At 71.0% G+C, this 20,233-nt stretch carries 18 protein-coding genes and 1 pseudogene; 11 read left to right on the top strand and 8 right to left on the bottom strand.

The genetic code is table 11. The features are described from left to right. Nucleotides 1-88 precede the first annotated feature (88 nt). The 6 genes from ACZ5C2_RS10575 to rhaI all read right to left on the bottom strand — a co-directional run bounded on the left by ACZ5C2_RS10575 (nt 89) and on the right by rhaI (nt 7,821). Nucleotides 89-730: a LutC/YkgG family protein gene (locus ACZ5C2_RS10575; protein WP_468788770.1), complete on the bottom strand. Its 642-nt coding sequence runs from the start codon at nt 728-730 to the stop codon at nt 89-91. Further along, on the bottom strand, nt 727-2,205 hold the full coding sequence (locus ACZ5C2_RS10570; protein ID WP_468788768.1) for a LutB/LldF family L-lactate oxidation iron-sulfur protein: 1,479 nt from the start codon (nt 2,203-2,205) through the stop codon (nt 727-729). Before ACZ5C2_RS10570 ends, ACZ5C2_RS10575 begins: the two co-directional genes overlap by 4 nt. Further along, the gene (locus tag ACZ5C2_RS10565) at nt 2,202-2,957 is read right to left on the bottom strand and encodes a (Fe-S)-binding protein (RefSeq protein WP_468788766.1); all 756 of its coding nucleotides are present in this window, start codon (nt 2,955-2,957) and stop codon (nt 2,202-2,204) included. Before ACZ5C2_RS10565 ends, ACZ5C2_RS10570 begins: the two co-directional genes overlap by 4 nt. Nucleotides 2,958-3,031: 74 nt before the next feature. Beyond that, nucleotides 3,032-4,480, bottom strand: a complete 1,449-nt coding sequence (locus ACZ5C2_RS10560; RefSeq protein WP_468788764.1) for a rhamnulokinase — start codon at nt 4,478-4,480, stop codon at nt 3,032-3,034. After that, the gene (locus ACZ5C2_RS10555; RefSeq protein ID WP_468788762.1) at nt 4,477-6,516 is read right to left on the bottom strand and encodes a bifunctional aldolase/short-chain dehydrogenase; all 2,040 of its coding nucleotides are present in this window, start codon (nt 6,514-6,516) and stop codon (nt 4,477-4,479) included. The genes ACZ5C2_RS10560 and ACZ5C2_RS10555 overlap by 4 nt, the downstream gene beginning before the upstream one ends. A gap of 144 nt (nt 6,517-6,660) precedes the next feature. Beyond that, nucleotides 6,661-7,821: an L-rhamnose isomerase gene (rhaI, locus tag ACZ5C2_RS10550; RefSeq protein ID WP_468788760.1), complete on the bottom strand. Its 1,161-nt coding sequence runs from the start codon at nt 7,819-7,821 to the stop codon at nt 6,661-6,663. 262 nt (nt 7,822-8,083) lie between these two features. Between rhaI and ACZ5C2_RS10545 the strand changes: the two genes are divergently transcribed. From ACZ5C2_RS10545 to sigJ, 10 genes and pseudogenes are all read left to right on the top strand, one after another. Beyond that, nucleotides 8,084-9,601 (top strand): sugar ABC transporter ATP-binding protein, encoded by a 1,518-nt coding sequence (locus ACZ5C2_RS10545; protein ID WP_468788758.1) that lies wholly within the window; start codon nt 8,084-8,086, stop codon nt 9,599-9,601. Then, nucleotides 9,598-10,638 carry an ABC transporter permease gene (locus tag ACZ5C2_RS10540; protein WP_468788756.1) on the top strand — a complete coding sequence of 347 codons (1,041 nt, stop codon included), beginning with the start codon at nt 9,598-9,600 and terminating at the stop codon, nt 10,636-10,638. The genes ACZ5C2_RS10545 and ACZ5C2_RS10540 overlap by 4 nt, the downstream gene beginning before the upstream one ends. Continuing rightward, a complete protein-coding gene (locus tag ACZ5C2_RS10535; protein WP_468788754.1) occupies nt 10,631-11,662 on the top strand; it encodes an ABC transporter permease in 1,032 nt (343 codons plus the stop codon). The genes ACZ5C2_RS10540 and ACZ5C2_RS10535 overlap by 8 nt, the downstream gene beginning before the upstream one ends. A 27-nt stretch (nt 11,663-11,689) precedes the next feature. Continuing rightward, complete coding sequence (gene rhaS, locus ACZ5C2_RS10530; protein ID WP_468788752.1) at nt 11,690-12,772, top strand: rhamnose ABC transporter substrate-binding protein; 1,083 nt, start codon at nt 11,690-11,692, stop codon at nt 12,770-12,772. Nucleotides 12,773-12,804: 32 nt separating this feature from the next. Beyond that, on the top strand, nt 12,805-13,125 hold the full coding sequence (locus ACZ5C2_RS10525) for an L-rhamnose mutarotase (RefSeq protein WP_468788750.1): 321 nt from the start codon (nt 12,805-12,807) through the stop codon (nt 13,123-13,125). Nucleotides 13,126-13,330: 205 nt separating this feature from the next. Continuing rightward, nucleotides 13,331-13,594, top strand: a pseudogene (locus ACZ5C2_RS10520) (Tat pathway signal sequence domain protein); the annotation flags it as partial. A gap of 81 nt (nt 13,595-13,675) precedes the next feature. Further along, the gene (locus tag ACZ5C2_RS10515) at nt 13,676-14,701 is read left to right on the top strand and encodes a LacI family DNA-binding transcriptional regulator (protein ID WP_468788748.1); all 1,026 of its coding nucleotides are present in this window, start codon (nt 13,676-13,678) and stop codon (nt 14,699-14,701) included. Nucleotides 14,702-14,801: 100 nt separating this feature from the next. Then, the gene (locus ACZ5C2_RS10510; RefSeq protein ID WP_468788746.1) at nt 14,802-16,103 is read left to right on the top strand and encodes an alpha/beta fold hydrolase; all 1,302 of its coding nucleotides are present in this window, start codon (nt 14,802-14,804) and stop codon (nt 16,101-16,103) included. A gap of 44 nt (nt 16,104-16,147) precedes the next feature. Beyond that, a complete protein-coding gene (locus ACZ5C2_RS10505) occupies nt 16,148-16,891 on the top strand; it encodes a PIG-L deacetylase family protein (protein ID WP_468788744.1) in 744 nt (247 codons plus the stop codon). Further along, entirely contained in the window at nt 16,888-17,793 is a 906-nt protein-coding gene (gene sigJ / locus ACZ5C2_RS10500; RefSeq protein WP_468788742.1) for an RNA polymerase sigma factor SigJ, read from the top strand. Before ACZ5C2_RS10505 ends, sigJ begins: the two co-directional genes overlap by 4 nt. A 63-nt stretch (nt 17,794-17,856) precedes the next feature. Here the strand turns inward: sigJ and ACZ5C2_RS10495 are convergent, their stop codons facing one another. After that, nucleotides 17,857-17,988 carry a hypothetical protein gene (locus tag ACZ5C2_RS10495; protein WP_468788740.1) on the bottom strand — a complete coding sequence of 44 codons (132 nt, stop codon included), beginning with the start codon at nt 17,986-17,988 and terminating at the stop codon, nt 17,857-17,859. A gap of 3 nt (nt 17,989-17,991) precedes the next feature. Continuing rightward, entirely contained in the window at nt 17,992-19,485 is a 1,494-nt protein-coding gene (locus ACZ5C2_RS10490; protein WP_468788738.1) for a cytochrome P450, read from the bottom strand. A 116-nt stretch (nt 19,486-19,601) separates the two neighbouring features. Here ACZ5C2_RS10490 and ACZ5C2_RS10485 point away from each other — a divergent pair, with 116 nt between their 5' ends. Continuing rightward, nucleotides 19,602-20,210 (top strand): TetR/AcrR family transcriptional regulator, encoded by a 609-nt coding sequence (locus ACZ5C2_RS10485; RefSeq protein WP_468788736.1) that lies wholly within the window; start codon nt 19,602-19,604, stop codon nt 20,208-20,210. Nucleotides 20,211-20,233: the final 23 nt, after the last annotated feature.

Raw genomic sequence — 20,233 nt, 5'->3', positions numbered from 1 at the left:
CCCAAGACGCTACGGAGGAGACGGGCGCACCACAGGGGGCGCAGGACCCGTATCGCCGGGTGTACTCAACGACACCTCACGCGCGGGCTCACCCGACCAGCACGACCTCCAGGGTGCGCGGCCCGTGCACGCCCTCCACCCGGTCGAGTTCGATGTCACTGGTGGCCGACGGACCGGAGATCCAGGTAAGGGGGCGTGCCGGGTCGAGACGCGCGAGGGCCTGGGGGACGGAGGCGACCACCTGGTCAGGGACGCGGACCACGCAGATGTGGTGGTCGGGGACCAGGGTGATACGACGCCGGCCCTGGTCGGGGGAGCCGTCCAGCACGATCGTGCCCGTCTCGGCGACGGCCACCGCGCAGGCGGTGACCACACTCCCCACCCGGTCGAGTTCGTGGGGCGTGCTCGCGGCTCGGTCGTGGATACGAGGGGGATCGGCGGCCGACATCCACGCCGGCGGAAGGCCTGGCGGTACGAGCACGGACTGTGCGCCGCGCTCGGCGAGCAGCCGCATGATGAGGTACGGCAGCGCGTCGGCGTCCGTACGGTGCACGATGGCCCGGTAGTCGGCCAGGTTTTCCGCGAGAAGGTCCACCGTCTCCTCGACGGTGCGCTCACCGTGCTCGCGCAGATAGTCCCGGGCGACCGCCCGCTCGTAGGGTGTGTCGTCGCGCGGCACGTCGGCGAGGGCGCGCCGCACCCGGCCCAGGATCCGTTCCCTGCTGCTCACTTGGCCGCTCCCTTTCCGCCCCGCGTACGCTGCCACCAGTCCCGGAACGGCTCCGCCGGTACCGGCGGCAGGTCGCGGGTCCCGCTCCACGCCCGGCCGGGGCCCGGCAGGGTGCGCGGATGGAGTCGACGCGTGCGCGAGGCGAGGCGCTGGCCGGTGCGCAGCGCGCCGGGATGCGTGAACGCCCAGCGTGCCGCGCGCATCGCCGCCCGCTCGGCGGCGTGCCCCTTCGCCGGCTGCACCACCACCTTGTTGCCCGCCCTCGTCACCCGGCCGCCCTGCACCACGCGTTCCCGCAGGTGCACCAGTACCTCGGGGATGTCGATGGCGACCGGGCAGACGTCGTAGCAGGCCCCGCACAGCGACGAGGCGTAGGGCAGGGACGCGTCGATCTCACTTCCGGTGCCCCGCAGTTGAGGGCTGAGGATCGCGCCGATCGGCCCCGGATAGACCGAGCCGTACGCGTGGCCGCCGGCCCGCTCGTACACCGGGCACACGTTGAGGCAGGCCGAGCAGCGGATGCAGCGCAGTGCTTGCCGGCCCACCTCGTCGGCGAGGGTGTCGGTGCGGCCGTTGTCCAGCAGGACCAGGTGGAACGTCCGCGGGCCGTCCTCATCCGTGGTTCCGGTCCAGGTGCTGGTGTACGGGTTCATCCGCTCGGCGGTCGAGGAGCGGGGGAGGGTCTGCAGGAACACCTCCAGGTCCTGCCAGGTCGGAACGATCTTCTCGATACCGACGACCGAGATCAGTGTCTCGGGCAGGGTCAGGCACATCCGCCCGTTGCCCTCGGACTCCACCACTACCAGGGTGCCGGTCTCGGCGACCATGAAGTTGGCGCCGGAGATGCCCACTTGGGCGCGCAGGAACTTCTCCCGGAGATGCAGCCGCGCCGCGTCGGCGAGTTCGGCGGGGGTGTCCGTCAGTCCTTCGGGGGCGGGGCGGCCCCACTCGCTCATCTCCCGGGCGAAGATCTCCCGGATCTCCCCGCGGTTGCGGTGGATCGCCGGCACCAGGATGTGCGACGGCCGGTCCTTGCCCAACTGCACGATCAGCTCCGCCAGATCGGTCTCGTAGGCGCGGATACCCTCCGCCTGAAGAGCTTCGTTGAGACCGATCTCCTGTGTGGCCATCGACTTGACCTTGACGACCTCCGACTCACCGGTCTCCTTGACCAGCCCGGCCACGATCCGGTTGGCCTCGTCGGCGTCGGCGGCCCAGTGCACGGTGCCGCCCGCCGCCGTCACCGACTCCTCCAACTGCACGAGGTAGCGGTCGAGATGGCGGAGCGTGTGGTCCTTGATCTGCTTGCCCGCCTCCCGCAGTTCCGCCCAGTCGGGCAGCTCCGCGACGGCCTTGGCGCGCTTGGCACGGATGGTGTGCGTGGCGTGCCGCAGGTTTCCGCGCAGGGTGGTGTTGTGCACGGCGTCCCGGGCGGCCTCCGGAAAGGCCGGCATCCCGACGAATGTACCGCTCATACGGCCGGCGCCTCCTCCGTGCTCGCCAGGATCTCCGCGATGTGCACCGGCCGCATCCCGGTCCGCAGCCTGGTCATCGTTCCGCCGATGTGCATCAGACAGGAGTTGTCCGCGGCGCACAGCACCTCGGCGCCCGTCGACTCCGCGTTGCGCACCTTGTCGGTTCCCATCGCGGCCGAGACATCGGCGTTCTTCAGCGCGAAGGTGCCGCCGAAGCCGCAGCACTCCTCCGCCCCCGGCAACGCGGCCAGCTCCAGCCCTCTCACCGCCCGCAGCAGCTGCAGCGGCCGCTCGCCGAGGCCCAGTGCGCGCAGCCCGTGGCAGGTCGGGTGGTAGGTCACCTTGTGCGGGTAGTACGCCCCGACGTCCGTCACCCCCAGCACATCCACCAGGAACTCGGTGAGTTCGTACGTCTTCGGTACGACCGGCGCCAGCGTCGCCGCCAGGGTGTCCCCGCGCCCCTCCGCCCGGGCCCGCTCACCCATCCGCGGATACAGCTCCCGCACCATCGCCCCGCACGACCCGGACGGCGTCACGATCGCCTCGTAGTCCCGGAAGACATCCGAGAAATGACGGGCCATCGGCTCAGCCTCATGCCGGTAACCGGTGTTGTAGTGCGCCTGACCGCAGCAGGTCTGCGCCATCGGGAAGTCGACATCGACACCCAGCCTGGTCAGGAGTTTCACCACGGCGCGCCCGGTGTCCGGATAGAGCGTGTCGTTGACGCAGGTCAGGAACAGGGCGACACGCATCGCGGCTCCTCGGGTCATTCGGTCATCGGGTGAATGCAGGGTAATGCGGGAGCGGGGGCCGGCGGGAGACCCGGTCAGCCCCGGGCGAGGCGGGCCTGGGCGGCCTGCCACCGCTGTGTGCCGCCGCGCGGCGTGTACCGCGTCAGCGGCTGGGTGCGGGTGAGCAGCCGCCGCATCCCGGTGAGGTCGCCGACCAGCCCGTGCGCACGGGCCTGCACGAGCACATTGCCCAGCGCCGCCGCCTCCGTCGGCCCGGACACCACCGGCAGCCCGCAGGCGTCGGCGGTCAGCTGGCACAGCAGCGCGTTGCGGGTGCCGCCGCCCACGATGTGCACGACGTCCACCGGCTGCCCGGCGAGCCGGGAGGCGTCCTCGACCGCCTTGCGGTGTGCCAGGGCGAGCGAGTCGAGGATGCAGCGCGTGACCTCGGCGGCGGACACCGGCACCGGCTGCCCCGAGTCCCGGCAGGCCTCGGCGATCCGCTCCGGCATCCGCCCCGGCGCGAGGAACGCGGCGTCCCCCGCGTCGACCACCGAGCGCAGTGCCGGCACCCCGGCCGCCTCGTGCAGCAGCCCGCCCAGATCGGGCTCGCCCCAGGTCTGCAGACACTCCTGGAGCAGCCACAGACCCATGATGTTGCGCAGGTAGCGGACCGTGCCGTCCAGCCCCAGCTCATTGGTGAAGTTGGCGGCCCGGCTCTCCTCCGTCAGCACCGGCGCGTCCAGCTCGAGGCCGGCCAGCGACCAGGTGCCGGTGCAGATGTACGCGAACCGCTCACCGTCCGCCGGTACCGCGGCCACCGCGGACGCCGTGTCGTGCGAACCGACCGCCGTCACCGGGACCGGTCCGCTCAGCCCGGTCTCCTCCAGCACCTCCGGCCGCAGCACCCCGGCCGGGTCCCCGGGCCCGCGCAGCGGCGCGAACAGGGCGAGGTCGACACCCAGCCGCTCCGCGACGCCGTGCGCCCAGTCACGGGTGCGCGGGTCGATCAGCTGGGTGGTGGAGGCGTTCGTCAGCTCTGTGCCCTGCTCCCCGGTCAGCCAGTACGCCATCAGATCCGGTATCAGCAACAGCCGCTCGGCCCGCGCGAGTTGTACCGAACCGCGAGCCGCCGTCAACTGGTACAGGGTGTTGAACGGGGCGTACTGCAGTCCGGTCGCCGCGTACAGCTCTCCGGCGGGCACGGTCGACCACACCTTCTCGGCGACCCCCTCGGTACGGCTGTCGCGGTAGTGCACCGGATTGCCGAGCAGCGCCCCGTCCGCGTCCAGCAGCCCGTAGTCCACGGCCCAGCTGTCGATGCCGACGGAGTCGACCTGCCCTGCCCTTCTCAGTCCGTCGAGCACCCCCGCGTACAGCCCCAGAACGTCCCAGCGCAGCCCTTCGGGCACCCGTACCGGCCGGTTCGGGAAACGGCGGGCCTCGGTCAGCTCCAGGCTGTCGGGGCCGACGCGGCCGACCATGACGCGCCCGCTGGACGCGCCGAGGTCGACCGCGGCGTACGACTTCACGGCGGTGCTCATCGCAGGAACGCGGCGGCCACGCCGGCGTCGACCGGGACATGCAGTCCGGTGGTGTGCGTGAGATCGCCTCCGGTCAGCGCGAACACGGCGTTCGCCACATGCTCGGGCAGCACCTCCCGCTTCAGCAGCGTCCGCTGGGCGTAGAACTCGCCCAGCTTCTCCTCCGGGACCCCGTACACGGCGGCACGCTGGGCGCCCCAGCCGCCCGCGAAGATGCCGGAACCGCGCACCACACCGTCCGGGTTGACGCCGTTGACCCGGATCCCCTGCTCGCCCAGTTCGGCGGCGAGCAGCCGCACCTGGTGGGCCTGGTCGGCCTTGGTGGCGGAGTAGGCGATGTTGTGGGGACCGGCGAACACCGCGTTCTTCGACGCGATGTAGACGATGTCTCCGCCCAGTTCCTGCGCGGTCATCACCCGGGCCGCCTCGCGCGACACGAGGAAGGAACCGCGGGCCATGATGTCGTGCTGGAGGTCCCAGTCCTCGGCGGACGTCTCCAGGAGCGGCTTGGAGATCGAGATCCCCGCGTTGTTCACCACCAGGTCGACACCACCGAAGGCGAGAACGGCGGCCCTGAAGGCACCGGCGATCTGCTCCTCGGACGTGACGTCGACGGTCACGGCGACGGCCTTGTCGGACCCGCCCAGCTCCTCGGCGACCCGCGCGGCGTTCTCCCCGTTCAGATCGGCCACGACCACACACGCGCCCTCGGCCGCCAGCCGCTGTGCGATCGCCCTGCCGATCCCGCCGCCCGCACCGGTCACCAGCGCCACCCGGGTGGCGAGCGGCTTGGGCTTCGGCATCCGCTGAAGCTTGGCCTCCTCCAGCGCCCAGTACTCGATACGGAACTTCTCCGACTCCTCGATCGGCGCGTACGTGGACACCGCCTCGGCCCCGCGCATCACGTTGATCGCGTTGAGGTAGAACTCACCGGCCACCCGCGCGGTCTGCTTGTCCTTGCCGAAGCTGAACATGCCCACGCCCGGCACCAGCACGATCGCGGGGTCGGCGCCGCGCATCGCGGGGGAGTCGGGCTCCGCGTGCCGCGCGTAGTAGGCGGCGTACTCCTCGCGGTAGGCCGCGTGCAGCTCCTTCAGCCGGGCGACCGCCTCGGCCGGCGGGGCGGCCGGCGGCAGGTCGAGGACGAGCGGACGGACCTTGGTGCGCAGGAAGTGGTCCGGGCAGGAGGTGCCGAGGGCGGCCAGCCGCCGGTGCTCGGCGCGGGCCAGGAAGTCCAGTACGGCGCCCGAGTCGTCGAAGTGCCCGACCTGCGCCCGGTCCTGTGAGGCGATGGCCCGTACGTACGGCGCCAGGGCGGCCGCCCGCTCCCGCCGCTCTGCCTCGGGCAGCGGCTCGTACCCCTCGATCACCGGACCGAACGGCTCCGGCCGGCCACGCTCGGCGAGGAACGTCTCGGCGGTGCGGATGATGTGCAGCGAGTTCCGCTCGCACTCCTCGGAGGTGTCACCCCAGGCGGTGATGCCGTGCCCGCCGAGCACGCACCCGACGGCCTCAGGGTTGGCCGCCTTCACGGCGGCGATGTCGAGCCCGAGCTGGAAGCCGGGCCGCCGCCACGGCACCCACACCACGGTGTCGCCGAAGCACTCGGCGGTCAGCTTCTCCCCGTCGGCCGCGCAGGCGAGGGCGATCCCGGAGTCGGGGTGGAGATGGTCGACGTGCGCGGCGTCGACGAGTCCGTGCATCGCGGTGTCGATCGAGGGCGCGGCACCGCCCTTGCCGTGCAGGCAGTAGTCGAACGCCCCGACCATCTCGTCCTCGTGCTCGACCCCCGGGTAGACCCCGGCGAGCGCCCGCAGCCGGTCCAGTCGCAGCGCGGCCAGCCCCGCCTCGGCGAGCGTCCCGAGATCACCCCCGGACCCCTTGACCCACATCAGCTCGACGTCACCGCCGGTGACCGGATCGGTTTCGGTGCCTTTGGCCGAGGTGTTGCCGCCGGCGTAGTTGGTGTTACGGGGGTCGGCGCCGAGCCGGTGAGAACGAGCGAGCAGAGCGGCAGCTTCGGGGTGGGATGACATAAGTGATCAGTCCTTGTCGACAGAAGGGGAGCGGAGCGCCCCTCCAGGGGCGTGGGGCCGTGTCGCATGTGCGGCTACCGCCGCGGGGGCGCGATCAACCACGACGGGCCGGCAGCCCGCGATGAACAGAGTCCCGGCAGACGCTCACGCCCCCCACCCCGCCTGCTCCCCGCCAACCCGCTCGGCGACGATCTTCTCGGCCCATCCGGACCGCCGGTAGGCGGAAAGGGGCTCGGGGTCCAGCCCCATTTCCTCCCGCACCTCACGAAGCAGCGGACGCACGTCCGTGTTGTACGCGTCCATCAACACGGCGTTGGCCTCGAGAACATCCCCCGCCCGCTGAGCATCTGCCAACGCCGACCGGTCCACCAGCAGCGCCTTCGCCGTCGCTTCCTGAACGTTCATGACGGAACGAACGAGCGCCGGGATCTTCGCCTCGATGTTGTGGCACTGATCCAGCATGAACGCCACCCCGGGCGTGAACCCGCCCCCACGCACCACCTCGTACATGATCCGGAACAACTGGAACGGATCCGCCGCCCCCACCATCAGGTCGTCGTCCGCATAGAACCGTGAGTTGAAGTCGAACCCGCCGAGCTTCCCCTCCCGCAGCAGCGTCGCGACGATGAACTCGATGTTGGTCCCCGGCGCGTGATGTCCGGTGTCGACCACCACCTGCGCCTTCTCACCGAGCTTCAGGCAGTGCGCGTACGCCGTCCCCCAGTCCGGCACGTCCGTCGTGTAGAACGCCGGCTCGAAGAGCTTGTACTCCAGCAGCATCCGCTGCCCGTCGCCGAGCCGCCCGTAGACCTCCGCCAGCCCTTCGGAGAGCCGGTCCTGCCGTGCGCGGATGTCGTCCTGCCCGGGATAGTTCGTCCCGTCGGCGAACCACAGCTTCAGGTCCTTGGAACCGGTCGCGTCCATGATGTCGACGCACTCCAGCAGATGGCCGACGGCCTTCCTGCGCACCGCTGCGTCCGGATGGCAGAGGGAGCCCAGCCGGTAGTCGTCGTCCTGGAAGGTGTTGGAGTTGATCGTGCCGAGCTTCACCCCCCGGTCCTCGGCGTGCCTGGCCAGTGCCGCGTAGTCCTCGACCTTGTCCCACGGGATGTGCAGCGCCACGGTCGGCGCGATTCCGGTGAACTCGTGCACCTTGGCCGCGTCGTCCAGCTTCTCCTGCGGAGTACGGGGGACGCCCTGTTGCGCGAACACCTTGAACCGGGTCCCCGAGTTCCCGTACGCCCATGACGGCGTCTCGACTGCCTGGGTCTTGAGAGCGGCCTTCGCCGCGGCGAGCTCGGTCACGTCAGGGCTCCTGTGACATCGGGTCGTAACGACCACTGAGTGAAACGATTCAGTACGGGAAGCTAGGGCGCCCCCGAAGGGGTGTCAACCCCTTCGGTGAAGGCCGGCGTCCGTGACCACGGTGTGATCCGAAGCTGTCGAAAGTTTTTCGACCGGGCCCCATTGACGTGACATGCGTCGCGCGCCTAACGTCCCGGCAATCCAGTTGAAACCTTTCACGACGTGGCGAGGGCCGACCCGCCGACGTCGTCGAGGAGCCCTCATGACCCACCCGTCCGACACGGGTCCGGCCCCGGTTCTCGCGCTCAAGGGCATGTCCAAGTCCTTCGGCGCGGTGCGTGCGCTGCGGGACGTCTCCCTGGAGCTGTTCCCCGGGGAGGTGCACGCCCTCGCCGGGGAGAACGGAGCCGGCAAGTCGACCCTCATCAAGACGCTCGCCGGAGTGCACCGGCCGGATGCCGGCCAGGTGCTGCTCGACGGCGCGCCGGTCGTCTTCCACGGCCCCGGCGACGCACGCGACGCCGGTATCGCCGTGATCTACCAGGAGCCCACACTCTTCCCCGACCTGTCGATCGCCGAGAACATCTTCATGGGCCGGCAGCCCCGGCGGGCCTTCGGCCGAATCGACCACAAGGCCACGTACGACGCGACCGCGGCCCTGATGAAGCGGCTGGGGGTCGCACTCGACCCGGACCGCCCGGCCCGCGGTCTGTCCATCGCCGACCAGCAGATCGTCGAGATCGCCAAGGCGCTCTCCTTCGACGCCCGCGTCCTGATCATGGACGAGCCCACCGCCGCCCTCACCGGCAGCGAGGCCGCCCGCCTCTTCGGCGTCGTACGCACCCTGAGTGAACAGGGCGCGTCGGTTCTCTTCATCTCCCACCGCCTGGAGGAGATCTTCGAGATCTGCCGGCGGGTCACCACCCTGCGCGACGGCGCCTGGATCGCGAGCGAGCCGCTGGACGGCATGACCGAGGACGACCTGGTCCGCCGCATGGTCGGCCGCGATCTCGATGAGCTCTACCCCAAGCAGGACGTGACCCCGGGCGGGACCGCCCTGAGCGTGCGCAGACTGACCCGTGAGGGCGTCTTCACCGACGTCTCCTTCGACGTGCGGCGCGGTGAGATCGTCGGCCTGGCGGGGCTCGTCGGCGCCGGCCGCACCGAGGTGGCCCGCGCCGTGTTCGGCATCGACCGATGGGACGCCGGCGAGGTGGAGGTCGACGGGCGGGGGCTCACCAACGGTGCCCCGTCCACCGCCATGGCCGCCGGCCTCGCGCTGGTGCCCGAGGACCGGCGCGCCCAGGGGCTGGTGATGGACATGTCCATCGAACGCAACATCGGCCTCACCGGACTCCGAACGACGGTGAGGGCCGGTCTGATGGACCGCGGCGCCGAACGCAGCCGTTCCCTCGACTGGGCCGTGAAGCTCCAGGTCAAGTACGCCCGGATCGCCGACACGGTGAACACCCTGTCCGGCGGCAACCAGCAGAAGGTCGTCCTCGCCAAGTGGCTCGCCACCGGGCCGAAGGTGCTGATCGTCGACGAGCCCACGCGTGGCATCGACGTCGGCACCAAGGCGGAAGTGCACCGGCTGCTGTCCCAGCTCGCCGCCGACGGCGTCGCCGTCCTGATGATCTCCTCCGACCTGCCCGAGATCCTCGGCATGGCCGACCGCGTGCTGGTGATGCACGAGGGCCGGATCACCGCCGAGATCCCCCGCACCGACGCCACCGAGGAAACCGTGATGGCCGCAGCCACGGGGAGGGCCGCAGCATGACGGTCACCGCTCCCGAAGAAGCTCCCGTCGCCGAGGTGCCCAGGGCCGGTGCCACCCGGCTGGCCGACCGGGTCTTCAAGATGCGTGAACTCGCCATCCTCGTCGTCTTCCTGGTGATGATCGGCGTCACCCAGGCCGGCAACAGCGAGTTCCTGTCCGAACAGGGCATCAAGGACCTGCTGCTGAACGCCACCATCCTGGTCCTGGTCGCCACCGGCCAGTCCCTGGTGGTCATCACCCGCAACGTCGACCTGTCGGTCGGCTCCACGCTCGGGATCAGCGCCTTCGCCGCCGGCATCCATCTCCAGGACGGCGGAAACGCGGTCGTCGCCATCGCCCTCGCCGTCCTGCTCGGCACAGGCTTCGGACTGCTCAACGGTCTGCTCGTCAGCCTCGGCCAGGTGCCCGCCCTCGTGGTGACCCTCGGCACGCTCTACATCATCCGCGGCATCGACTCCATCTGGGTCGGCTCCCGCCAGATCACCGCGGCCGATCTCCCCGGCGGCTTCGTCGACTTCGGCTCCGGCGGCATCTCGGCGGTGCCGTACCTGGCGCTGATCGCGCTCGCGGTGCTCGTGGCGACGGCGTACTACCTCAAGCACTTCGGCAGCGGACGCGAGCTGTACGCGCTGGGCTCGAACCCGGAGGCCGCCCGGCTCGCCGGCATCCCCGTACGCAAGCGGATCCTCGCCGCGTACACCTTCTGCGGCGGCCTCGCGGGCCTCGCCGGCGCGTTGTACCTGGCCCGGTTCGGCAACGTCGACTCCGGCACCGGCAACGGCTACGAACTCACCGTCGTCAGCGCGGTCGTGGTCGGCGGCGTGGTCTTCACCGGCGGCTCCGGCAGCGTCTACGGCGCCGCCCTCGGGGCCCTGCTGCTGACCTCCATCAACAGCGTGCTGCCCGCCCTCGGCGTCAGCTCCGTGTGGGTGCTCGCCATCAACGGCATCCTGCTCATCCTCGCCATCGCGGTCGACCGGATCGTCGCGCTGCGCGTGGCCACCGCCCTGAAGAAGAGGAACGCCCGCCATGTCTGAGTCCCTGACGCGCGTGGTCCGCCGGTCCGCCTCGTTGAGGTGGGACACAGCTGTCGGCGCCCTGCTCGTCGTGGTCCTGCTGCTGTCCTTCACCACCGTCGACGGCTTCGGCAACGCGCTCAACCTGTCGTTCCTCATCGGCAACACCCTGCCGATCGCGCTGATCGCCCTGCCCATGACCCTGCTCGTGGTCTCCGGCGAGATCGACCTGTCCGTGGCGTCCACGGCCGGACTGTCCGGCGCGGTGATGGGCGCCCTGTGGAACCAGGGCATGACGATCGAGACGATCATCCCGGTCTGTCTGCTCGTCGGCGTCGTCTGCGGCCTGATCAACGGGCTGCTGGTGACCCGCCTCGGACTTCCCTCCCTCGCCGTCACCATCGGAACCCTCGCCGCCTACCGGGGCATCGCACAGATCGTGCTCGGCTCCGACGCGGTCACCGACTTCCCCGCCCCGTACCTGGACTTCGCCGCCGGACGCATCGGTGACACGTTCGTCCCGTACGCCTTCCCGCCCTTCCTGGTACTGCTCGCCATCGCGGTCGTCACCCTGCACGCCACCCCGTTCGGGCGGTCGCTGTTCGCGATCGGCGCAGGGGAGGAGGCCGCCCGCTTCGCCGGCATCCGCGTCAGGCGGCAGAAGCTGATCCTGTTCACCCTGACCGGCCTGATGTCGGCCCTCACCGGCATCTTCTGGGCGCTGCACTACGCCAGCGCCCGCTACGACAACGCCACCGGTCTCGAACTCTCCGTCGTGGCCGCCGTGCTGCTCGGCGGTATCGACTTCGACGGCGGCAAGGGGACGCTCGGCGGCGCGATCGCCGGTGTGTTCCTGCTGGGCGCGCTGCAGAACGTGATGAGCCTGCAGGACGTGTCCGCGCAGTCGCAGATCGTCGTGACGGGTGTGCTGCTGGTGCTGTCCGTCCTGGGACCCCGCGTCGCCCGGCAGATCGCCGTCGCACGCGCCCGACGCCGGACCGCCACCTCACCACCGGTGTCCAAGGCGCCCACCCCGACTCCCTGAAACCCCCTCGTCCTTAAGGAACCCACCATGCGCAAGGCAACCGTCCGCCGCACCTGCGCGGCCCTCGCCGCCGTCACCTCGCTCGCCCTGGCCGCCACCGCCTGCGGCGGCACCACCAAGGAGGACGTCAAGAACGAGGACGGCGCGGCCGCCTCGGCCGGCAAGGCCGACCCGAACGCCGAGACCAAGAAGGGCCTGACCGTCGGCTTCCTGCCCAAGCAGGTCAACAACCCCTACTTCACCACCGCCGACAAGGGCGGGGAGAAGGCCGTGAAGGAACTGGGCTCCACCTACAAGGAGGTCGGCCCCTCAAGCGCCACCGACACCGCAGGCCAGGTCTCCTACGTCAACACCCTCACCCAGCAGCAGGTCGACGCCATGGCCGTCTCCGCGCAGGACCCCGGCGCCCTGTGCACCGCGCTCAAGCAGGCCATGAAGAACGGCATCAAGGTCGTCACCTACGACTCGGACACCACCGCCGACTGCCGCAACGCCTTCATCTCGCAGGCCTCCGCAGAGGACCTGGGCCGCACCGAGGTGCAGCTGCTCGCCGAACAGATCGGCCACAAGGGCGAGATCGCGATCCTGTCCGCCGCGCAGACCGCGACCAACCAGAACACCTGGATCGACTTCATGAAGGAGGAGCTCAAGGATCCCAAGTACAAGAACATCAAGCTGGTCAAGGTCGCCTACGGCAACGACGACGCCCAGCAGTCCTTCCAGCAGACCCAGGGCCTGCTCCAGGAGTACCCGAACCTGAAGGGGATCATCTCCCCGACCACCGTCGGTATCAAGGCCGCCGCCCAGTACCTGTCCGGCTCCAAGTACAAGGGCAAGGTCAAGCTGACCGGCCTCGGCACGCCGAACGACATGCGCAAGTACGTCAAGAACGGCACCGTCGAGGCGTTCGAGCTCTGGGACCCGGCGAAACTCGGCGAACTGGCCGCCCGCACCGCGATCGCTCTGTCCTCCGGCCAGATCACCGGCAAGGAGGGTGAGACCTTCGAAGCCGGTGCGATGGGCGAGTACACCATCGGCAAGGACGGTGTGATCAACCTCGGCAAGCCCACGGTCTTCAACGCCGGGAACATCGACCGGTTCGACTTCTGATCCCCTGACCGGCTCCAAAGGAGCGGTACCTCATGCAACGCGTCTGCTTCCTGCTCAAGGTCCGACAGGACCGGATCGCCGAGTACCGCGAACGCCATGCCGCCGTGTGGCCCGAGATGCGCGAGGCGCTCTCGGCCACCGGCTGGCACAACTACTCCCTCTTCCTGCGCGGCGACGGCCTCCTCGTCGGCTACCTGGAGACCGAGGACTTCGAGGCGGCCAAGGCCGGCATGGAGGCCACCGAGGTCAACGCCCGCTGGCAGGCCGAGATGGCCCCCTTCTTCGAGTCCCTCGACGGCTCCCGCCCCGACGAGGCGATGAAACCGCTGACCGAGGTCTTCCACCTCGCCTGACGACGGAGCCCGAGATGAGACGACGCACTCTTCCGGCCGGCGCACTCCTCGGCACCGCGGCGGCCCCCGCCCTCGCCGCCGGCACCGCACGGGCCGCCGCCCCCGGCCCGTCGGTCACCCGCACCGGCAGCACCACACTCGACGACCGGGCCCTCTACTTCGTCGTCCTACGACGGCCTGGTCAACAACAGCGCGTTCCAGAAGACAGCGCACCAAGCTGGTCCTGGACCGCCACGACAACGCCTACGCCGTCCTCCCGTACGGCCGTATCGCCGCCGCCTCCGCCGCCACCGGGCACACCGACCGGACGCTGTTGTACGACGGCTCCGGTCTGAACGCCTTCGGCGAGGTGGTGATCGACGAGATCCGCGTCGCCCAGGACGGGATCCTGTCGGTGATGTACCAGGAGAAGTCCGCCGGTACGACACCCTCTCCCCTCCACGTCGTCGACTTCCGTCTGCCCGCCTGACCGCGACCGGTACGGGGCGTCCGTGCGGGTAGTGTGATGGCCCGCCACGCCGCCCCCCGTCTCCCTGGAGGTCCCTGCCCGATGGCCCAGTCGGTGGGTATCAAGGACGTCGCCCGAGTCGCCGGAGTCTCCGTCGGCACGGTCTCGAACGTCATCAACCGCCCGGACACGGTCGCCACCGAGACCCGGGCACGGGTGCTGTCCGCCATAGACCGGCTCGGCTACGTCCGCAGCGAGTCGGCGCGCCAGCTGCGCGCCGGTCGCAGCCGCATCATGGGCCTGCTCGTCCTCGACATGGGCAACCCCTTCTTCGTCGACGTCGCGCGCGGCGCCGAGCGGACCGCACGCGACGCCGGGCTCGGCGTCATGGTCTGCAACAGCGCACAGAGCGCCGGCGAGGAAGCCGACTACCTGTCGCTCTTCGCCGAGCAGCGGGTGCGGGGCGTGCTGCTCACCCCGGCCGACGCCACCGGACGCAACATCGACGCGTTCCGCCGGCACGGCATTCCCTTCGTCCTGGTCGACCGGGTGGCCGAGGGCACCACCGAGTGCTCCGTCTCCGTGGACGACGTGGCGGGCGGTGCACTGGCGGTGCGGCACCTCGTCGACGCCGGACACCGCTCCCTCGCGTACGTCAGCGGTCCGCCCGGACTGAACCAGGTCCGGGACCGCCGCACCGGCGCCCTGAACGCCCTCGCCGAGGCCGGCCTCGGACCCGACTGCCTGCGCGAGCTGCCCACCGAGCGGCTCGACGTCGCCGCCGGACGGGACGCGGGGGCCCGCCTCCTCGGCCTGTCGGACCGCCCCAGCGCCGTGTTCTGCGCCAACGACCTGCTCGCCCTCGGCGTCCTCCAGGCGATGTACGCGGCCGGGGTCGGCGTCCCCGACGACCTGGCGATCGTCGGCTACGACGACATCGAGTTCGCGGCCGCGGCGGCCGTTCCGCTCACCTCGGTGCGGCAGCCCGCCGTCACCATGGGCGCCCTGGCGGCCGAACTGCTGCTGGAGGAGACCGAGAGCGACAGCGCGGACAAGCCCCATGAGCACCGTCGGGTCGTTCTGCGCCCGGAACTGGTGGTCCGGCGCTCCAGTCTCCCGGCCCGCTGACCAGTGATCAGCAAGAAGTGCCGATCCCGGGCTCGTTGACCGGACGAACATATGCTGAACTGGGTCGCGATCCGACATTCCGTTCGTCCCGGGAGCCCTCTTGTCCGTCAGCTACCGCCAGCCCGGAGTGGTCCTCACCGACCGCCGGTTCACCGTGCCCCTCGACCACGGCGACCCCGCGGGGGAGACGATCGAACTGTACGCGCGTGAGGTCGTCGCCGGCGACAGGGCCGGCCAGGACCTGCCCTGGCTGCTCTACCTCCAGGGCGGCCCCGGCTTCGGGGCAAACCGATTCGTCGGAAGGCCCTCCTGGCTCGGCCGCGCCCTGAAGGACTACCGCGTCCTGCTCCTCGACCAGCGCGGCACCGGCCACTCCACCCCCGCCAACCGGCAGACGCTCCCCTTGCGCGGCGGCCCCGCCGAACAGGCCGACTACCTCACCCGCTTCCGCTCCGACTCGATCGTGCGGGACTGCGAGGCCATCCGCCCCCAGGTCACCGGCGGCGCCGCCTGGACCGTCCTCGGCCAGAGCTTCGGCGGCTTCTGCACGGTCGCCTACCTGTCCCTGGCTCCCGAGGGCCTCGACACCGCGCTCATCACCGGCGGACTGCCCTCCCTCGACGCACACGCCGACGACGTCTACCGGGCCGCCTACCCGCGCATCGAACGCAAGGTCACCGCCCACTACGCCCGCTACCCGCAGGACGTCGAACGCGCCCGCCGGATCGCCGACCACCTCCTCACCCACGAGGTGGTCCTCCCCAACGGCTACCGGTTCACCGCCGAGGCATTCCAGTCCCTCGGCCGGATGCTCGGCAGCGGCGACGGCAGTCACCGGCTGCACCACCTCCTGGAGGACGCCTTCGTCCCCACCCCGGGCGGCCCCGCGCTCTCCGACGCCTTCCAGGAACAGGCGCAGGGGCTGCTCTCGTTCGCCGGCCACCCGCTGTACGCGCTGGTCCACGAAGCGATCTACGCACAGGACGACCGGCCCACCGCCTGGTCCGCCGAACGCGTGAGGGCCGAGTTCCCGCGGTTCGACGCAGCCAAGGCACTCGCCGGCGACGAGCCGCTGCTGTTCACCGGAGAAACCATTCATCCCTGGATGTTCGACTGCGACCCCGCGCTGCGCCCCCTGCGCGAGACGGCCGAACTGCTCGCCGCGCGCACCGACTGGACGCCCCTCTACGACCCCGCGCGCCTCGCCGACAACGAGGTACCGGCCGCGGCGGCCGTCTACCACGACGACATGTACGTCCACACGCCCCACTCCCTCGGGACCGCACGGGCGATCCGCGGCCTGCGCACCTGGGTCACCGACGAGTTCGAGCACGACGGCGTCCGGGCCGGCGGCCCCCGCGTGCTGGACCGGCTGCTCGCCCTGGCGCGCGACGAGGCGTGATCCGCGGCCGGTGGGATGTCGGCGCGGCGGGTTAGTCTGCGGACATGACCGAGCCGATGAGTCGTCAACTCCAGCCCATGCCCGACGACTGGCAGCGAGCCCTGGCCGTGGTAGCCCACCCGGACGACCTCGAGTACGGCTGCGCGGCGGCGATCGCGTCCTGGACCGATGCCGGCCGCGAGGTCTCCTATGTCCTGGCGACCCGCGGCGAGGCGGGCATCGACACCCTGGAGCCGGCGAAGTGCGGCGCGCTCAGGGAGCGGGAGCAGCGGGCGAGCGCGGCGGTGGTCGGCGTGTCGGAGGTCGCCTTCCTCGACCACGCGGACGGGGTCGTCGCGTACGGCCCCGCCCTGCGCCGGGACATCGCCGCCGCCGTCCGCCGGTACCGGCCCGAGCTGGTGATCACCCTGAACCACCGGGACACCTGGGGCGGCACCTACTGGAACACCCCGGACCACGTCGCCGTCGGGCGCGCCACGCTGGACGCGGCCGGTGACGCGGGCAACCGGTGGATCTTCCCGGAACTGGCCGAACAGGGCCTCGAACCCTGGAACGGCGTGCGCTGGGTGGCGGTCGCCGGATCCGGCGGTCCCACGCACGCGGTGGACGCGACCGGCGGGCTGGAGCGTGCGGTGCGCTCCCTGCTCGAACACCGCACCTACATCGAGGCCTTGACCGACGAGGACCCGGAGGCGTACGCACGGGGCCTGCTGACCGGGTTCGCCGAGGAGACGGGGAAGCGGTTCGGCAACCGCCCGGCGGTCGCCTTCGAGCTGTTCTCCCGGTGATCGCCGTGGAGGGGGACGGGGAACTGCTGGCGCGGAGCTTCGAGGAGCACCGCGGTCACCTCGAGGCGGTCGCCTACCGCATGCTCGGTTCGCTGGCCGAGGCCGAGGACGCCGTCCAGGAGGCATGGCTGCGCCTGGGCCGTATCGATCCCGGCGAGATAGGCAACCTCGGCGGCTGGCTGACCACCGTGACCGGCCGGATCTGTCTGGACATGCTGCGTTCGCGCACCGCGCGCCGGGAGCAGCCGATGGACGAGACCTTCGTCCCGGACCCGGTGATCAGACCCCTGTCCCAGGTGGACCCCGAACAGGAGGCGCTGCACGCCGACTCGGTGGGTGTGGCGATGCTGGTGGTCCTGGAAACGCTGGAGCCCGACGAACGGCTGGCGTTCGTCCTGCACGACATGTTCGCCGTGCCGTTCGACGACATCGCCCCGGTCGTGGACCGCACCTCTGCCGCGACCCGGCAGCTCGCCAGCCGGGCCCGTCGCCGGGTACGGGACACCACCCCTCCGTCCGATCCCGACCTGGGCCGCCAGAAGCAGGTGCTCGACGCGTTCATGGCCGCCGCGCGCGGCGGTGACTTCGAGGCGCTGGTCGCCGTCCTGCACCCGGACGTGGTGCTCCGGGCCGATGCGGGCGCACTGGTCCGCGGCGTGGCCGGATCCAAGTTCCTCCGGGGCGCGAAGCCGGTGGCCGAGTCGGCGATGATGTTCGCCCGCTACACCGCGGCGGCCCGCGTCGTCCTGGTCAATGGCTCCCTCGGCCTGCTCAGCGTGGTCGACGGCCGCATCCGGTCGGTCATGTCCGTCACCATCACCGACCACCGCATCACCGGCATATACATCCTGGCGGACCCGTCCCGCCTCGGACCCCTGGACCCACCCGGCACCGAGAACTGACAGCGGCAACCGCCACCCGGGCCGCCCACCCAGGACGGCCCGGGTGGCACGCAGGACGTACGGTCAGCCGGAGGCCGTCCACGTGTGCCGCCGTCCGCCCCAGAAGCAGTTCTGCCAGTAGTCGTAGCCGGCGTTGTTCCCCATGCGCTCGATCCCGGCCGTCACCGAAGCCCCGGTCGCGGATACCCCGGGCACCGCCTATCCGGTCGTGCCGGTGCGATCCGACGCCACGTGACGCGCCGGGCCCCGGCGTTCCGGACGCAGTCGCAGCCCTTCCGGCATCAGTGTCAGCCGCTCGGTCACCCGCAACCGGTATCCGGTCTCCGCCCGCAGCTCGTACCGGCGCAGCAGCAGCCCCAGCACCAACGTCGCCTCGTGCAGGGCGAACTGCCGCCCGATGCACGCCCGTGCCCCCGTCCCGAAGGGCTTGAACGCGTGCGGCGGCCGGGACCGTACCGCCCGCGCCTCGAAGCGGTCCGGGTCGAACCTTTCGGCGTCCGCGCCCCACACCTCGGGGTCCCGGTGCAGCATCGGCGTCAGTACCAGCGTCCACGCGCCGTGCCGCATCGGGTGCTCCCCGGCCAGCACCGTGTCCTGCGTGGCCTCCCGCGCGTAGGCCGGCGCCGTCGGCCACAGCCGCAGCGACTCGTCCAGCACCCGGCGCACGTAGCGCAGCTTGGCGACCTGCTCGTAGCCGGGAGCCGCCGTGGCGCCCCAGACGCGGTCCACCTCGTCGCGGGCCCGGGCCGCGACCTCGGGCTCACGGGACAGGTAGTGCAGCGCGAACGACAGCGCGCCCGAGGTGGTCTCGTGACCGGCGACGAGGAAGGTGATGACCTGCCGGCGGACGTTCTCCGCCGACAACCGTTCCCCGGTCTCCGGGTGCCCGGTGTCCAGCATCCGGTCCAGCAGGTCCCCGCCCACGCCCCCGCCGCCTGCACCGGCGCGCCGCGCGCGGACGACCTCGTCGACGATGTGGTTGAGCCGGCCGATGTCGGCCGCGTTGCGGCGGCTCGCCCGCCGCAGCAGCAGCGGAGTCAGCGGCGCGGGAACGCTGTTGAGTCGCTGGGCATGGGTGAGTGTGCCGACCATCGCCGTGACGAACGGGTGTGGGCGTGCTCGCTCGAAGGAACCGAAGTCATGCCCGAACCCGGTTCGCGCGATCGTCTCCAGCGTCAGCTTGGTCATGTCCCCGGGCACGTCGACCGTCCGGCCCGCGGCCGCCGCGCGGTCCCAGTGCCCGGTCAGCCGCTCGGCCACAGCCAGCATCATCGGGTGGTATCCGGCCATGGCCTCACGGCTGAACCCGGGAGCCAGCACGTCGTGCGCCAGCTGCCAGTTGGGTTCGTGGTTGTACGCCGTGAACAGACCGTCGCCGGCCACCGGCCGCAGATTGGCGACGCCCAGCCCCACGTGCTTGGCGAACCGCGACTCGTCGGCCAGATCGGCCACCAGCCCGGCGCCCCAGGTGAACACGAACTCCTTGCCGAACGCGTTCCGCCGGAAGATCGGCCCCAGCGTGCGGGCGTACTTCAGCGAATCCTGCAGCGGTGTGCTCCGGCTCGCGCCGACGAGGTCGCCGAGCAGCGGCAGGCGGTACGGCGGGTGGGGTATGCGGTGCAGCGCGGGCCAGCCCTGCTCCGCGCTGCGGAACCCCTTCGGCAGTCCGGTCCGTGTCGTCGTCTCCGCCATGACGCGATCTCCTTCGCCCCGGCGAGCGGGTGCCCCGGCCAACTGTTGTACGCGAGTTCAATAACGCGGCCCCAGTGTGGGCCGGTTGTTGAACCGACGTCAAGTAAGGTGCGGGGATGGCCGTGAACCAGGGCGGGCGCTCACGCCGTCGGCTCAGCACCGAGGAGCGCAGGGAGCAGCTTCTGTCGGTCGGCGCGCGGCTGTTCTCCGAGAGTGCCTACGACGACGTGTGGATCGAGCAGGTCGCCGAGATCGCCGGGGTGTCGCGCGGGCTGCTGTACCACTACTTCCCGGCCAAGCGGGACTTCTTCGCGGCGGTGGTGGAGCGTGAGAGCGAGCGGATGCTCCGGATGACGGCGGCGGTCCCCGGCGTCCCGGTGCGCGATCAGCTCACCGCGGGTCTCGACGCGTATCTGGAGTACGTCGAGGCGCATGCGCACGGTTACCGTGCCTTCCACCGTGCCGACGCGGCGGGGGACCAGGCGGTGCGCCGGGTCTACCAGCGGGCGCTGGCCGCGCAGGAGCAGCAGATCATGGCGGCGCTCGGGGCGGATCCCGAGTTCGGTCCGGTTCTCGAGGCGCGGCCGGACACCCGTATCGCGGTCCGCGGCTGGCTGGCCTTCACCACCGCGGTCTGTCTCGAGTGGCTGCGCGCCCCGGAGTTGAGCCGAGAACAGCTGCGCGACCTGTGCGCACGCGCCCTGCTCGGTGTCCTCACCCCCTGAAAGGTCTCGTAAAGACCACGCCA

The organism is Streptomyces sp. NPDC031365 (assembly GCF_055569765.1).
The sequence above is the reverse complement of the archived record's forward strand: the minus strand, read 5'-3'. Positions and strand labels throughout refer to the sequence as shown.